Raw genomic sequence first — 15,801 nt, 5'->3', positions numbered from 1 at the left:
TAATTTGCTTGACCATCACACCAGTGTAAGGGTTGAGACTGGCCGCACTGACACTTCCTCGGGAAAGACAATGACCTTACGAACGTTCCCTCGCTTTCTGATCGCCGCGTTCTGCGCGGCGGCACTGTTCGCACCCGCACCCGACGCGATCGCGGCGCCCACCAGCTATACGGTGACATCGACGGATGGGGTGAAGCTGGCGGTTCAGGAAAGCGGTGATCCGGACGGTCCGCCCATCATTCTGGTGCATGGGCTGCTCGGTAGCCGCCTGAACTGGGAAGCTCAGGTGCAAAGTCCCGAATTGCGCCGATATCGGATCATTACGTACGATCTGCGCGGCCACGGTCTGTCGGATAAGCCGTCCGGCCCGGAGCCATATCACGACGGAAACCGTTGGGGGGACGACCTCGCAGCGGTGATCCAGGGCTCGCACGCGCGCAAGCCCGTCCTGGTTGGCTGGTCGCTCGGCGGTGTGGTGATATCGAACTACCTTGCAAAGTATGGCGATCGCGCGGTCGCGGGTGCCGTGTATGTCGACGGCGTGGTCGAGCTCGCGCCGGTTCAGATCGTCGACCATCCCGATGTGTATCGGGACATGAATTCGCCGGATCTGAAGACGCATCTCGACGGTGAGCGCACCTTCGTGGGCCTGTGTTTCAACCATCGGCCTGACGCCGACACCTTTGACCGGCTGCTCGCGAACGCCGCAATGGCATCGTGGGACATGCAAAAAGAAGTGCCGACAATGACGGTGTTCGCTGCAGAGGGGCTCGGCAAGGCGCGCGTCCCGCTGCTCTTCATCTACGGCGGCCGCGACGCGCTGGTGGACACGCATGCGACGCTGGCTCGTGCGGCCGCGCTGAATCCGCGGATCGTCAGCAAGGTGTACGCAGACTCGGGTCACGCGCCGTTCATCGAGGAAGCCGCGCGTTTTAATCGCGATCTGGCGGAGTTTGTCAGGTCAGCGTCGCAGCAATGAAGCCACGTTTGACGAGGAGATGAGCATGACGCATGGAGACGAGCAGGACTTCTTTCCGGGCTTCGCGAGCCTCGACGTGGAAGCGGGCGATGTCTCGTTTCGCGGCAGGATCGGCGGGAGCGGATCGCCGGTTCTGCTTTTGCACGGTTACCCGCAAACCCACGTCGCGTGGCGATTGATTGCGCCGACGCTCGCGAGGTCGCACACCGTCATCGTGCCCGATCTGCCGGGGTACGGCGACAGCCGCACCCGCAACGATCAGCCGCGTTGGACCAAACGTCGCGTAGCCAGCGCGCTTGTCGCGATGATGGTCCGGCTCGGGCACGAGCGATTCGCGGTGGTCGGGCACGACCGCGGCGCTCGGGCCGGATACCGGCTTGCGCTCGACCATCCTCAATGCGTTGCGGCGTATGCCTCGCTGACCGTGATACCGACGCTCGATGCATTCGCATCTATCGACAAGACATTCGCTTTGAACGCCTGGCACTGGTTCTTCCTGGCGCAGCCCGGCGATCTCCCGGAGCGGATGCTTGCGGCTGACCCGGACGCTTATCTCGACACTGCACTGGCGAAGATGGCCGGCGGTCTCGAGCGGATCGATCCCTTGGCCCTCGACGCCTATCGAACCGCGTTCAGAAGTCCGCATGTACGCCACGCCATGTGCGAAGACTATCGAGCCGCTGCTTCCGAGGACCTGGAACACGATGCAAGCGATGCAGCTGCGGGACGAAGACTCGCCTGTCCTGTCCTTGTACTGTGGAGTGAGAGCGAACAGAAGGCCCGAAGCATACTGCCTCTCGACACCTGGTCCCGATGGGCAGCGAATGTGACGGGCAAGGGGCTGCCCGGCGGCCATCTGCTTCCTGAGGATGCGCCAGGTGAGGTCTTGACGTCGCTTCAGGATTTTTTGGCCGGACAGGTTTAGCGTTGGACAGCATGGCGACCCATACCGTGGTTCGGCGCCGGTTCCCCGCCGCCCGCGTAGCGCGTCAGGGTTTAATGACCGAAACGATGGGAACCTCGCTATCGGAGACCGACTGCCGCTCGGCAATATCCATAGCTTCGACCACCCGATTGCGACCGCGTGCCTTCGCCCGATACAGGGCCGTGTCTGCCAGCCCCAGGAGGGCGGGCGCCGATTCGGGCGGATCTGGGAAAGTGCTGGCCATGCCGACCGAGACGGTGACGGGGGCCCCGGTCGGTGATGCCGATCTGATCGCAAGTTTCTCGACAGCGGCTCTTAGCGATTGCGCGACGCGTAGTCCCGCCGCCGGTTCGCATGACGGGAGAACCACCACGAACTCTTCGCCACCGTAGCGCGCGACAAAATCGCCCTGCCGCCGCAGGGTGCCTGATAGCGCCCCTGCGACTTTCTTCAGGCAGTCGTCGCCGGCCATATGTCCATACGTGTCGTTGTACTGCTTGAAATGGTCGACGTCGAGCAGCAGGACACACAACGGCTGTTTGCTGACCGAAGCTAACGAAAACTCACGCGCGAACCGGTCGTCGAAATAAGCACGGTTGAAAACGCCGGTGAGGCCGTCGCGTGCCGAGGTCTCAACGAGTTTCCGGTGCGTCTCGGACAGTCGCCGATACAGACCCGTAGTCTCGTAGATCAGCATGCCGAGCACTGCGCTTGACGACACCATCGAAGCGACACGCGCTGCGTACCATCCGACGCTGTATCGCGCGCCCGCCGAAAGGGTGAGTGTCACGTCAATGAGCGCACCGACGAGCGCAACAGCGAGCCACAAGTCCATCAACGAGCGCACGCGGGTTGTCGACACATGAAGCCCCAGCGCCGCGAGGCAAAGCGCTTCGACAATGATCCCTGCGGGACTGTCCGACAACTGCGTGTACGAACCGGATCTCGCGACCAAGGGCGGGAGGTGAGATTGTCCCGCGGTGGCGAGGATGCACAGTCCGACCGCCACAGCGACGGCGCCAACCGCGACGACTCTAGCAAGAGTGCGGTGCGTCAAGCTCGCGGGAACCGACCGGGCGAACAGGGATGCCGTCACCAACGCGGGAAAGCCGCCGTGCCAGAAAACCCAGATCCATACCGCCGTCTGCGGTCCTGCACCTAACAGGCCGGTAGGGGAGAACACGCCCGGAAAGACGAGCAGCTGGATAGCGGCGACGACACTGGTGAACGAATAGGCGCCGCTGAGCGCCGCGAACAGCAGCCGGCCTGAGACTGCGTACTGTGTCCACAGCAGCAGCGCCGTCAGGGCCTCGGTCAAGGTAACCCAGGTCGAGAACACCGGGAGAAATGGCGGAACTACCGGGCCCGGATCTTTGGCATGTGGCCAGACCAGAACGGCGGCGGCAATCGCCAGCACGGCGACAACCGCGGCCATGACTTTATGTCGGGGCGTGGACGGCAGGTGGACAAGCGTCGTTTGCATTGGAAGAAGAGTCACGAGTGCGGCGGGCGCCACTATAACCCGGCCGCGGCGGGGAACCCTTCGTTTTGACGGCAGCATGCGGGATTTCTTGAGCCCGGCGCCTTCCAGGCGGTCGCCTTTCCCGTTCTATTCCGAGGCGGTGTTTGTCATTCTTGCCGCGAGGCAGGTCCAACCGGACCTGTCACGCACTCGAGAAAGAGGTCGCGCATACACATGGCGGAACCGTTCCGGTTCTGTCGAACCGCGCGGCGGGAACGACCTCCATGGTGTTTCTACCACCTGCGCATAGAAAGTCGCCGAATAAGAGTCTGTCTATCGGCCACCCTCCATCGCAAGTTCTTCGGGCTTGATGCTTGCGATCGGTTGAAGGATCGAACTATCGAATGTCCGGGGCTCGCGCTGCTTTGCCAGCAGTTTCGGCAGATCGGGATTGGCGAGCGCGCCGCGACCGACCGTCACCAGATCTGCCCCGGCGGCCAGTGCGTTTTCAATCCGCTCAGCCGTGTGCAAGCCACCGTTTGCAGTGATTGTGACGTTGGGCGCATAACGGCGTGCCAGCGTCACGAGGCTGTCGCGCGTGCCTTCGAAGGCTGGTTGCCATGCCTCGTGCTCGGTCACGTGAAGGAAGTCGATGCCCGCATCCGCAAGTGCGCCGAAGATCACTTCTGCATCCGCCTCGCCTCCCGACCACTTCGAACCAAAGTCATTGACCTTGCCTTGCGAAATCCGGATGCCCACGGGCACAGCATCCCCAATGCTGTGCCTGACAGCGTTCACGACATCGACGAGCAGTTGCGTCCGGGCCTTCGTGTCGCCACCCCAACGGTCGGTCCGACGATTGGTACCCGCCGTCAGGAACTGATCGAGGAGGTATCCATTGGCGCCGTGAATTTCCACGCCGTTGAACCCGGCGATATTCACGGCACGTCGTGCCGCGTCGGCGAAGCCCTGGATAGCCTCATCGATCTCGGCGTCCGTCATCTGTTTCGGCTCGGGATAGAGCCCCTCGCCCCAGTAAAACGTCATCTGTTCACCCTTGGGGCGAACGGCCGATGGTCCGACTGTATGGTTTCGGTAAACGTTTCCTTGACTCAGCGCGCCGGCATGCATGAGTTGCGCGAACACAAGGGTCCCATGCTCGTGCATCTCCCGATTGAACGCCGACCACGCCTTCGCCTGTTCGTCGTCGGCCAGGCCCGGCTGAAACCGGTATCCTTGCGAGAACGCCTTGTCGGTATAAATGCCTTCAGTCGTTACCAGCCCGAAGCCACCTTTCGCGAATCGCTTGTAGTAGTCGAACATGGTTTGGGTCGGCTGCCCGTGTTCCGTGGCCGTAATACGCGTCATAGGCGCGACGGCGATGCGGTTGCGTACCGTGATGCCGTTGCGGTTATACGGGGAAAGGATAGGGGAGGTTGAGTCGTTCATCTGGCCGCTCGTCTCGTGAAGGAAGGTGATTGCATGGTAGGCGGCGAGAGCAGCGGGAAACAGAGCTTTGACCGTGAAGCCGCCCTAACATTTTTGGATATAACCGATGCTCCTTCCAGACGTTCAGACATTCCTCGCCGTAGCGTCAGCAGGAAGCCTGTCAGCGGCGGCGCGTCAGCTGAACGTGGTGCCTATGCAGGTCTCGCGGCGCATTGCCGCGCTCGAAGAAGACCTCGGCGTGCGCCTCTTTCATCGGACCACTCGGTCGCTTACGCTGACAGCGGAAGGCGAGGCTTTTGTTCCGTACGCCAAGGCAATGGTCGATGCGGAAGCGGGCGCGCGAGCGGAACTGAGTCCGTCACCAGGCACCGCGTCGGGCGTGTTGCGCATGACCGCACCGAGTGGTTTCGGACAATCCGTCGTTTTGCCGATGCTGCCAGGCTTGCTGGAAAGCAACCCTGACCTTCGTATCGACCTCGATCTGTCGGATCGGCAAGTCGATATAGTGGGGCAGGGACTGGATCTCGCGTTGCGCATTGCGCCACTGGAAGATTCGGAACTGGTGGCCAGAAAGATTGCCCCGAACCCGCGCCTTATTTGCGTGTCGCCCGGGTATGTCAAGCGGTATGGGCGGCCTGATACGGTCGCAGACCTCGACCAGCATCGTTGCATCAAACTCGATGCCGTCGGGCGGTGGCCGCTCGTCGTCGACGGCAAGTTGATACGCAAGCGTATTGAAGGCTACGTCACCACCACGAGTGTTGAGGCGGCGCGTACGGCTGCGGTGCAGGGACTGGGCATTGCTATGCTGACCCACTGGGATGTATTCAGGCAGCTAGCTGACAATTCGCTTGTGGAAGTGCGTCTGCAGGACGCCTCCATGGAGGACCTGTCGGTGTGGGCCGTCATTCCGAGCCGGCGGTATGTGCCCAACCGCGTGAATGTGTTTCTCGCTGCGCTTCAGAAGGAACTCTCGGATCTGGCGGGAACGCGCGGTTTACAGCCGCTCTGAACGTTAGGTGAACTTGGGGCGAAGCCCGCAGGCCTAAAGGCGTCGTCAAGTGTTGCCGATATAACATAGTGTGGCCGCGTCAGGGACGCTGGCTATCCTTTCAATCGATACCTCCCCAGGTATCAAGGTATGGTTATGTCCGCTTTGCCCAGTACATCGCACGAGTTCATTGACGGCATGACGATAGGTATCGCTGTCGTGACGCGCGATTCGCGCGGTGAACCGGTCGTCAGCGCGTGCAACGACGTCTTCCTGGCAATGATGGACGACGCTCGCACACATCCGCGATCTTTTCCTGTGCCACTCGAGACATCGGTGCTGGACAAGGCAGGGTGTGGATTGCGCAAAAAGCTCGATGCGTGCTTCGACTCGGGCAAAGCCCAAGGATCGGAACCGGCCTGCGTGTCCCTCGATGGCGCACGGACATGGCGAGTCGCACTGGAGCCGATGGTCGGCGCGCACACGCCTACTGTCTGCATGACGGTCATTGGCCATGCCCCGGCGCGGCAGGTGTCGCGTGAACTGGAAGCTAGCGCATCGCGGTTCCAGGCCGTGATCGACTCCGCTTACGACGCGATCGTCACCATTGACGAGGAGCACCGCATCAGACTGTTCAACCGCGCGGCCGAGAATCTGTTCGGTTATCGGGCGGACGAAGTGATCGGACAGCGGATCGAAATGCTGTTGCCGGAGAAGTTTCGCGGGAACCATGCGCGCAATGTGCGGCAGTTCGCGAACTCGACGCAGAAAAGCCTGCGCGCAGTCACGCCGCCGCGCATGGACGAAAGCAACAGCGTGTACGGGCGGCATCGGGACGGCACGATTATTCCGGTCGAGATTGCAATTTCGAAGATTGAACTCGAGGGCGAAGTGGAGTTCACTGCTGTCGTTCGCGACATCTCCGATCGTGCCCGGCTCATCCAGCTACTCAAGAAACAGGCGGTTACCGATGCGCTGACTGGCTTGCCCAATCGCCGCGAGTTCATCGATTCCGTCGAAAAAATGCTCGCCGCCGATGGTGTGCTGTCCGTTTTCATTCTAGACATCGACTACTTCAAGAAGATCAACGACAGCTACGGCCACGATATTGGCGATGAAGTCTTGCGTGTGCTGGCAGATGTGGGCATGACGATCCCGTATGAGTCGAAGCTATTCGCGCGCTGGGGTGGCGAGGAGTTCGTCGGAGCGCTGCCGGGCGCGGACGCGTCCGTCGCGTTCCGCATCGCCGATGCACTGCGCAAGCGCTGTGAGCAGCAGGAATCGGAGCACGTGTGGCGGACGAAGCCGATCGCATTCACGGTGAGCATTGGCGTGGTGACGCGTGAGGCGGGCGAACGCGACGTCGACGCGCTGATGCGGCGCGCAGACCGTGCGCTTTATCGCGCGAAAGAGACTGGAAGGAATCGCGTCGCGGTTGGTTGAGTGAGCGCGAGTCGTGGGTTCGGTCGACATTGGCCATGTCCGGCTGGATCATACGGGACGCGGTTGCGTAGCGAAGAGCCGCGCGGACATGGCGGAAGGCGGTCCAATCTGCGATGATTGTTTTCCGTCCTCGTGGCTCGTGGCTCGTGGCCGCGCTGGCCCATTGCTGCGCAAAGCCGGCATAGGCGCGTCGGCAGGCGGATCCTGCAAGCGGCCCAGCAAGCGAAGAGAGCTCGATTATGGCCAGACTTCGAAATCTTGCCGCAGCCGTTATGATTGTCATGCTGGCCGCATGCGCCAGCCTGCCCCCACAAGTCGGACGCACGCCGACCTATGCGGCGCAAGATACACAAGCGACGCCGCTTGCCGAGCACTTCGCGTCCGGCGAGCACGGACATCCTGGCGAGAGCGCGTTCCACCTGCTACCCGATTCCGTCGACGCGCTCCTCGCGCGGGTGATCCTTACCGAAAAGGCTGAGAAAACACTCGACCTCGAGTACTACATCTGGCACAGCGACCTGACGGGGCGCGCTCTTGCGTTGGCCGTGCTGAAGGCGGCGGACCGCGGCGTCAGGGTGCGGGTACTGCTCGACGATCTCGGCACGAACGCCGACGACCAGGCGTTGCTCGCATTGAGCGCCCACCCCAGCATTTCTATTCGGCTCTTCAACCCCGTGGCGAGCCGCCGGTTCAAGAAGATTTCGGCTGCACTCGACTTCTCGCGCGTGAACCGCCGCATGCACAACAAGGCACTGATCGCCGATAACCGGGCCACGATTCTGGGCGGGCGAAATGTCGGCGACGAATATTTCGGCGCGTCGAGTGCAGTGTCATTCGGGGATCTCGACGTGTTGATGCATGGGCCGATCGTCCAGGATGTCTCGAACTCCTTCGACACCTTCTGGAATTCCGATGCGGCCTATCCGATCGACCGGCTGATGGGCACCCCGGCAGACCCCGAAAAACTCGCGGCGTATCGAGACGAGCTGGACCGCTACGTCGCTTCGGAACAGGCCTCGCCCTATGTCGTGCACGCGAGACAGCGGCTGGCTCAAGTCATCGAGAAGGGCGCCGCCGAGTATAGCTGGGGCAAAGCCACGCTGCTCTACGATGACCCGTCGAAAGTCACGCGCGCCCCTGAAGAGTCGCAAGGCCGTTTGCTCACCGCTCTCAGAGCGCGGGACCTTCATCCGAGTCGTGAACTGCTGATCATCTCCCCGTACTTCGTACCTGGAAAAAATGGCGTGGCCTGGCTGCGTGAGTTGACTGAAAATGGCGTGCGCGTGACGGTGCTGACCAACTCGCTGGCGGCGACCGACGTCGCCGCCGTTCATGCGGGATATCGGCGCTACCGCGAAGACCTGCTCGCCGCGGGCGTGCAGCTCTATGAATTCAAGCCCGTTGCAGCAGGCGTAGACGCGGCGAACAAGAAGCAGTTCTTCGGCTCGTCGAAAGCATCGCTGCATGCGAAGACGTTCGTATTCGACCGTGAACGGGTGTTCATCGGCTCGATGAATCTGGACCCGCGCTCCGTTCACCTCAACACTGAAATCGGCGTGTTGTGCGACAGCGCAGCGATCGCGAACCAGGTGATCGGATACGTCGAACCGCGGTTGAATCAGATCGCGTGGCAGCTCGTACTGCGCACCGACGCAAACGGCAGTCGCAAAATCGTCTGGATCGATACCGCTGCGGACGGGACGGTGAGGGAACTGCACACAGAGCCGGACACCACCGTCCTGCGCCGCACCGGTGTGTGGTTCATGGGTCTGCTGCCCATCGAATCGCAGCTTTGAGCTGACGGAGGCATGCTCACGTCGCTGCCGGTCTGCAGCCGCATGCCGCTGACGTCGGAATGCTCGCGCTTGTCCCGGTACTCGCGGTACTCACCGGTCTCACGCCTGTGAAAACAAGTTCCGAACTGCCGTCTCTTTCATATACTGCTCATATCAGCATCCCATGTTGGCAGCTACGAAACGTCTCGTTGACTATCTCCGGTCGGGGGCCATATGAGTACTATCGTGCCGGACGGACATGCCGAACCCGAACGGCGTGAACCGATTCTTAATACCGTTGACCGTGTCTGTGAAATATGTTTTGGCCTGTTCATGGCCTTGACATTCGTCGGCGCCGTCAAGGCAGTGACTGCACGCGAAGATGAGGGGTACAGGATGTTCTTTGCCGCACTCGGATGCAATCTCGCGTGGGGCCTCGCCGACGCCGTGATGTACCTCGTACGCACGCTCGCCGATCGAGGGCAGCGCCTGAAACTCGCGCAGACCGTACAGCGGGAGCAGGACCCGGCGGTAGCCTTGCGGTTGTTGCGCGAAGCATTGCCCGAGAAGCTGGGGCGGCTCGTCGAAGATGCCGACCTCGAGCCGATCCGCGCGCGCCTCGCGACCGCATCGACGCTGCCACCCCGGGCCAGTTTTGTGCGTGGTGACTTCGTCGGCGCGCTAGGCATTTTTCTGCTTGTGGTCCTGGGGACGTTTCCGGTCGCGGTGCCGTTTCTTGTCGTGAGGGATGTCACAACGGCACTGATCGCCTCGCGCGTGCTGACTCTCGGGATGCTTTTCATCGCCGGCTTTGCGCTGGGGCGCTATACCGGTGCAGGGCCAATGAAGGCAGGTATTGCCATGATCGCGGTTGGCATTCTCCTTACGATGGCAATCATTACGCTCGGCGGCTAACGACTCCGAGCCGACTCGGGCGGAAACGGGTCGGTGACCTTTCAAATTAGAATCGTTAGCATTTCGATCGAGGCAACCGTCGGCTTGCGGCATCGCTTCTAACGCCTTTGAGCGCGACAGCCGGGCCTGAAAAATCATGGTCAACGCGTCCTTCTTCGCCAGCGAGAAGGGTGGCGTCATGACCCAGATCAATCCCGGTTCTCAGGTTACTTCTACTCTTCTTTCATGAACTCGTCGTCCTTGCGACTACGGTAATTCACGTGTGCGCGGTCAAAGCGGGTTCTCCCGACAATAGGGCTCCGGCTCCCGGTATGCGGTGACGGGTCTTATGCCACCCGTCGACATGGTCGGCTCACGAGCGACCTGGGAGGAAGTGAAAATGTCTCGCAATCTGGACATACATCAGCGTGCGACAGTCACTGCCGCACCGTCCGCCGAAGAGATACTCAAGGATAGTGATGATTTTTCCGTAGTGCTTGGAGGTCCGTTCTTCCAGCTTCTGTGTCGCGCGCACATGGCCAACGATACGCTGGCTCTGATACGCCAGCGCATCGCCGTCATCGCGCTGCTGACCTGGGTGCCTCTCGCTGCGCTTGCCGCGCTTGAAGGGCATCTGCTGGACCGGACTATCGCCGTGCCGTTCCTGTACGACTTCGAAGTTCATATCAGGCTCCTTGTCGCAGTACCGCTATTGATACTCGCCGAGCTTGTCGTGCATCGGAGGCTCCGCCCCATTGCACGAGCATTCATTGACCGAAAAACGATTCCAGAAGCGTCGTCAGCACGGTTCGATGAGGCAATCAGGTCCGCATCCCGCCTGCGCAATTCCGTGCTTGCCGAGGTACTGATGCTTGCATTCGTCTATGGCGTCGGCGTTCTTGTCATCTGGCGTCACTACACCGCACTCCACGCAAGTACCTGGTATGCGACGGCCTCGCAGGACGATCTCAAGTTATCGCTCGCCGGAATGTGGTACGGCTACGTGAGCCTTCCGATCTTCCAGTTTCTGCTGCTTCGCTGGTATTTCCGGTTGTTCGTCTGGACCCGGTTTCTCTGGCAGGTCTCACGTATCAAGCTCAGCCTTGTCCCGACCCACCCCGATCGGGTCGGGGGGCTCGGCTTCCTCGCAAACACGGTCTATGCGTTTACCGTCCTGCTGGTAGCGCACGGTGCCATGTTGGCAGCGCAATTCGCAAATCGAATCCTGTTTATGGGCGCAGCGCTCACCGAGTTCAAGGTAGAGACTGGGGCGATGGTTCTGTTTCTCCTCTGCATAGTCTTCGGACCGCTGCTGGTTTTTGCCCCCCAACTCGCGAGTGCTAAACGCACAGGGCTGGGCGAATATGGCTCTCTGGCCCAGCGCTACGTGCGCGAATTCGATGAAAAATGGCTGCGAAATGGCGGGTCGCAGAACGAACCGCTGGTCGGCAGCGCAGATATCCAGTCGCTGGCTGATCTTGCGAACAGCTTTGAAGTGGTCAAAACCATGCGAATTGCACCCATTACGAAGGATGCCATCCTACGGCTCGCCGCCGCCGTTCTTGTGCCCATCGTGCCGTTAGCGCTCACCATGATGTCTCTTGAGGAGTTACTGAAAAGACTATTCGGCTTGGTGTTCTAACAAGCCGGCGGTTGGCGGGATTCAGTTACGGGTCCGCGAGGAAGGAGAAGACCCGGCATGCTAACGGATGTACTTCTTGTGTTTCTCCCGATAGCGATTGCTCTGGACGCCCTGGCTACGGCCTCATATCGCCCGTGTCGCCGCATCGATGTGCAATCCGCCCGGCAGCAGCTCGCGACGCGGGAACCGTACAAGCACAAATGCCCGCACTATGGCGGGATTACCTGGAATGCGCGCGAAGTGGAACTCGATTTCCCGGTCCGTCTCGCCCCCTCCAGGTTGGATCACATTCATCATGTCGAGACGAACGCGTTTGCTCTGCACATAAAGGTGATCGGACGGTTTCGACAATACATTGCATACGCACTCCAGTTCGAGCTCGGCCTGCGTCCCGGGCACCCTGAGGGTGGCAAGTGTCTTCGTATGCTCGTCGATCTGCTCTTGAAGTCGATCCAGCTCGGCTAAGTCGGTACCTGAGTCGGTACCTGAGTCGGTACCTGAGTCGGTACCTGAGTCGGTACCTGAGTCGGTACTGAAGGGCGCGCCGACGACCGCCCGCAGACCCGTGCCTTGCCGTTCCAACAGCGCGACTCGCTGCTCGATCAATGCTCGCGATTGCGTCGCCAGATCACGTTGCCTCGTGGCGAGACCTGCAAGGCCTTCCAACGCCAGTTGATCGATCATGCGGTGCGCAATCTCCGCACGCAACGACACGTCAGAATTGCCGCAGATTCTAATGCGATGATCGCTGAAGCACAGCGTAGTTTGCGGCACGTCATGACGAACGGAGTCTCCTTCCATGGTGACGCCCAATGTGTGCCGCTCGGTCATTGCCATCCCGAGGACGGCGTATGCTTCGGTTAAATTGGTCTGTCGATCGAAATAAGCACGCAAGGTTTCCGACCGGCTAAAGGCTTCAGCCAGATCGTCGCGCGTCGCAAAGAAGGCGCGGATTGCCGGATCGCGCGACCATGCGTCGGCGTTGGCATCGTGCGGCGGCGGCAGCGAAGCGACAAGATCGTCCGCATAGCGCAATGACAGAGTCACCGCGCGGGTGAGCTTCGCTTCGTAGTGACGCGCATACTTTAGTCCAGGGTTCATCGAAAGAACACGAGCAACCGCTTCGCTGGTCCTCGCATCCGGAATCGTGTGCGCCTGCTGACGCCTGAACAATTCATGGAGAAATCCCATTTCGTGACTCCTGCCGGCATGTCCCAATGAACAATAAATAAAGCAAGGTTGGCGAACCCAGCTTGATCTGGAGCAAACGAACTCACGACCCACTCACGTCCACGCGGGAGTGACCACCGATCGAGCCAATTGCAGCAAGTTCACAGACGTCGTTGCCGACTTCACCTTTGGTCTTGGCCCACACCCACAACCTGCTCCTTGACGACTTTCGCCATCAGGTACGCGCGTTCTGTTTCCAACAAGGATTTCGCGTCGATTCGCCCGAATATGTCCAACAGCGGCGCGATCAACCCTGTCCAGCCCGTCTGATGACTGGCCCCCAGACCAGCTCCGTTGTCGCCGTGGAAGTACTCGTAAAACAGGATCAGATCGCGCCAGTGCGGATCGCTCTGGAATTTTTCCGTTCCGCCGTAGACGGGCCGTCTGCCATCTTCGCCGCGCAGGAAGGTGCCCGACAATCGACGGACAATTTCCTCGGCCACTTCGAACAGCGACATCTGCTGGCCAGAACCGGTAGGACATTCGACCTTGAATTCGTCGCCGTAGAAACTGTACAGATTAATGAGCGCCCGCACGATGAGCAGATTAACCGGCATCCAGACCGGCCCGCGCCAATTGGAATTTCCGCCGAACATGCCGGTATTCGACTCGGCCGGCAGGTACTGAACCGTGTAGTCGATGCCACCAGTACGAAATACGAACGGGTGATCCTCGTGATAGCGCGAAAGCGACCGGATGCCGTGAGGTCCAAGGAATTCGTTTTCGTCGAGAAGATAGCCGAGCACGCGCTCGAGTTTCTTCCTGTTCAGAATGGCGAGCAGGCGTCTTTTCTTGTAACCGATGAAACCTGCTTCTGTTGGTGCGACCTGCGCAATCAACTCTGGATGGCGTTCGCGAAACTGGGCAATCAACTCCATCAACTTCGGATACCGGTCGACCGCATCTCCTTCGAATACCGTCGACGCGCACAACGGCAACAGCCCTACCATCGATCGCACCTTCAGCCGTGTTGCCTGGCCGTCCGGAAGGCGCAGCAGATCATAGAAGAAGCCGTCTTCCTCGTCCCACATTTCGTCGTGATGTACGCCACGGCGGTCCATCGCATACGAAATCCACATGAAATGCTGGACGAACTTGAAAGCAACCTCTTCATAGAGCGGATCGTATTCCGTCAGCAGGGTGGCCATCTCCAACATGCACTGGCAATAGAACGCCATCCACGCGGTTCCGTCCGCCTGCTCCAGTGTGCCTCCCGTCGGGAGTTGTGCGCTCCGATCGAACACGCCGATGTTATCCAGCCCGAGGAAGCCGCCCGCAAAGACGTTCCGGCCGGAAGGATCTTTGCGATTGACCCACCAGTTGAAATTGAGCATCAATGCCTGGAACGACCGCTCGAGGAAGCGGGGGTCTGCACGGCCCAACTGTTTTTCATACTTGTAGAGCCAGAGCGTGGCAGCGGCATGTACCGGCGGATTTACATCGCTGAAGTTCCACTCGTAAGCAGGAATCTGTCCGCTAGGGTGGAAGTACAGGTTCCGCAGCATCAACAGCAGCTGTTCTTTGGCGAAGTCGAAATCCACCAGCGCAAGCGAGACCGTGTGAAACGCCAGATCCCAAGCCGCGTACCACGGGTACTCCCACTTGTCAGGCATTGAGATCACGTCCGCGTTGAGCATGTGGAACCAGTCAGTGTTGCGCACGTCGCGTCGAGCCGAGTCCAGCAACGGATGGCTCTTATGCTCGCGTAACCACTTTTCCAGGTCGAAGTAGTAATACTGCTTGCTCCATAACATCCCGGCCAGCGCCTGCCGATGAACACGGCGCTGATCCTCCGTCAGCGTCTTTGGTGCAATGCGCTCGTAGAACTCGTCAGCCTCGGCGATGCGGCTGTCGAACACCTTCTCGAAGCCGTCGAACGCATTCTCCATTTGCGCTGCTCGTAACCGCAGCCGGAACGTCTTGCTGCCTCCGGCTGGCACCTCGACAGCATAGTGAGCCGCTGCCTTCGTGCCGCTTTTCGCGGGATTGACCGCGTCCGCTCGCGAGACGACGTAGTCGTGAAACGCGTCCTTCACGTAAGGAGACGAATTCGCCACGCCCCACAGACGCTGAGCATTGCTTTCATTTTCGGTGAACAGAGCCTCGCAATCTCCATCGCAATATAGCCAGTACTGCCTTAGCTCATGATGGGTGGCGCGGATAATGCCGGACCCCGCTTCGGTCAACGAGGGTTTCCGGTCGTCGCCGCCCCACGACCAGGTGTTGCGGAACCAGAGTGTCGGCAAGATCCGGATCTGTGCCGCATCCGGTCCGCGGTTGTGCACGGAAATCCGTACGAGTATGTCTTCCGGATCTGCCTTCGCGTACTCTACGAACACGTCGAAATAGCGGTCTTCGTCGAAGATGCCAGTGTCGAGCAGTTCGTACTCCATTTCTGTTCGCGATCTTTTGCGGTTGGTTTCGACAAGGTCCCGGTACGGATATTCCTTCTGCGGATATTTGTAGAGATACTTCATGTACGAGTGCGTGGGCGTACTGTCGATGTAGAAGTAATACTCCTTCACGTCCTCGCCATGATTGCCTTCGCTATTGGTGAGACCGAACAGGCGCTCCTTCAGGATCGGATCTTGCCCGTTCCAAAGCGCGAGCGCAAAGCAGAGCCGCTGCTGATCGTCACACAGTCCGCCGAGTCCGTCCTCGCCCCATCTGTACGTGCGTGAACGCGCCTGGTCGTGCGAAAAATAGTCCCATGCGTTGCCGTCGTCGCTGTAATCCTCCCTGACCGTCCCCCATTGCCGTTCGCTCAGGTAAGGTCCCCACTTTTTCCACGGGACCTGAGCTTCACGCTGTTCGTTCAAACGCTTCTGCTCCGTGACATCCACAATTGCGTCAGCCATGGTTTCAGCTCCGATACTGGGGTGAATCGATTCCGCTCGACCGTCGTGACATACCCGGCTTGACGTCGTCCTGATGGCACGCTTTCGCCTGACTAAAATGGACGTACCGACCCTTGAAACTCAGGCACCGTTCCGAAACTACGTCTCGGCCCA

The 15,801-nt window shown here is 60.1% G+C and carries 11 protein-coding genes; 7 read left to right on the top strand and 4 right to left on the bottom strand.

The window, feature by feature from the left end; all coding sequences use genetic code 11:
- The first annotated feature begins 70 nt into the window (after positions 1–70).
- Positions 71–979, top strand: a complete 909-nt coding sequence (locus tag SB753_RS01125) for an alpha/beta fold hydrolase (RefSeq protein ID WP_410798581.1) — start codon at positions 71–73, stop codon at positions 977–979.
- 25 nt (positions 980–1,004) lie between these two features.
- Complete coding sequence (locus SB753_RS01120; protein ID WP_410798579.1) at positions 1,005–1,904, top strand: alpha/beta fold hydrolase; 900 nt, start codon at positions 1,005–1,007, stop codon at positions 1,902–1,904.
- 64 nt (positions 1,905–1,968) lie between these two features.
- Here the strand turns inward: SB753_RS01120 and SB753_RS01115 are convergent, their stop codons facing one another.
- Positions 1,969–3,339, bottom strand: a complete 1,371-nt coding sequence (locus SB753_RS01115; RefSeq protein ID WP_410798578.1) for a GGDEF domain-containing protein — start codon at positions 3,337–3,339, stop codon at positions 1,969–1,971.
- Positions 3,340–3,699: 360 nt separating this feature from the next.
- The gene (locus tag SB753_RS01110; protein ID WP_410798577.1) at positions 3,700–4,815 is read right to left on the bottom strand and encodes an NADH:flavin oxidoreductase; all 1,116 of its coding nucleotides are present in this window, start codon (positions 4,813–4,815) and stop codon (positions 3,700–3,702) included.
- Positions 4,816–4,921: 106 nt separating this feature from the next.
- On the opposite strand from SB753_RS01110, the gene SB753_RS01105 reads away from it, so the two are divergent.
- The 5 genes from SB753_RS01105 to SB753_RS01085 all read left to right on the top strand — a co-directional run bounded on the left by SB753_RS01105 (position 4,922) and on the right by SB753_RS01085 (position 11,560).
- The gene (locus SB753_RS01105; protein ID WP_204521390.1) at positions 4,922–5,827 is read left to right on the top strand and encodes a LysR family transcriptional regulator; all 906 of its coding nucleotides are present in this window, start codon (positions 4,922–4,924) and stop codon (positions 5,825–5,827) included.
- Between the two features lie 135 nt (positions 5,828–5,962).
- Positions 5,963–7,249 (top strand): diguanylate cyclase, encoded by a 1,287-nt coding sequence (locus tag SB753_RS01100; protein ID WP_410798576.1) that lies wholly within the window; start codon positions 5,963–5,965, stop codon positions 7,247–7,249.
- A gap of 239 nt (positions 7,250–7,488) precedes the next feature.
- On the top strand, positions 7,489–9,045 hold the full coding sequence (locus tag SB753_RS01095) for a phospholipase D-like domain-containing protein (RefSeq protein WP_410798575.1): 1,557 nt from the start codon (positions 7,489–7,491) through the stop codon (positions 9,043–9,045).
- 213 nt (positions 9,046–9,258) lie between these two features.
- Positions 9,259–9,939, top strand: a complete 681-nt coding sequence (locus SB753_RS01090; RefSeq protein WP_410798574.1) for a hypothetical protein — start codon at positions 9,259–9,261, stop codon at positions 9,937–9,939.
- Positions 9,940–10,318: 379 nt separating this feature from the next.
- Positions 10,319–11,560, top strand: coding sequence for a hypothetical protein (locus SB753_RS01085; RefSeq protein ID WP_310066939.1), 1,242 nt, complete (start codon positions 10,319–10,321; stop codon positions 11,558–11,560).
- Positions 11,561–11,683: 123 nt separating this feature from the next.
- Here the strand turns inward: SB753_RS01085 and SB753_RS01080 are convergent, their stop codons facing one another.
- Positions 11,684–12,751: a hypothetical protein gene (locus SB753_RS01080; protein ID WP_410798572.1), complete on the bottom strand. Its 1,068-nt coding sequence runs from the start codon at positions 12,749–12,751 to the stop codon at positions 11,684–11,686.
- A gap of 161 nt (positions 12,752–12,912) precedes the next feature.
- Positions 12,913–15,648 carry an MGH1-like glycoside hydrolase domain-containing protein gene (locus SB753_RS01075; protein WP_410798570.1) on the bottom strand — a complete coding sequence of 912 codons (2,736 nt, stop codon included), beginning with the start codon at positions 15,646–15,648 and terminating at the stop codon, positions 12,913–12,915.
- Positions 15,649–15,801: the final 153 nt, after the last annotated feature.

Source organism: Paraburkholderia sp. SIMBA_053 (genome assembly GCF_046534895.1).
GTDB classification, from domain to species: Bacteria; Pseudomonadota; Gammaproteobacteria; order Burkholderiales; family Burkholderiaceae; genus Paraburkholderia; species Paraburkholderia caledonica.
Note: the sequence above shows the minus strand (reverse complement) of the source record. Positions and strands in the feature narration are given on the sequence as shown.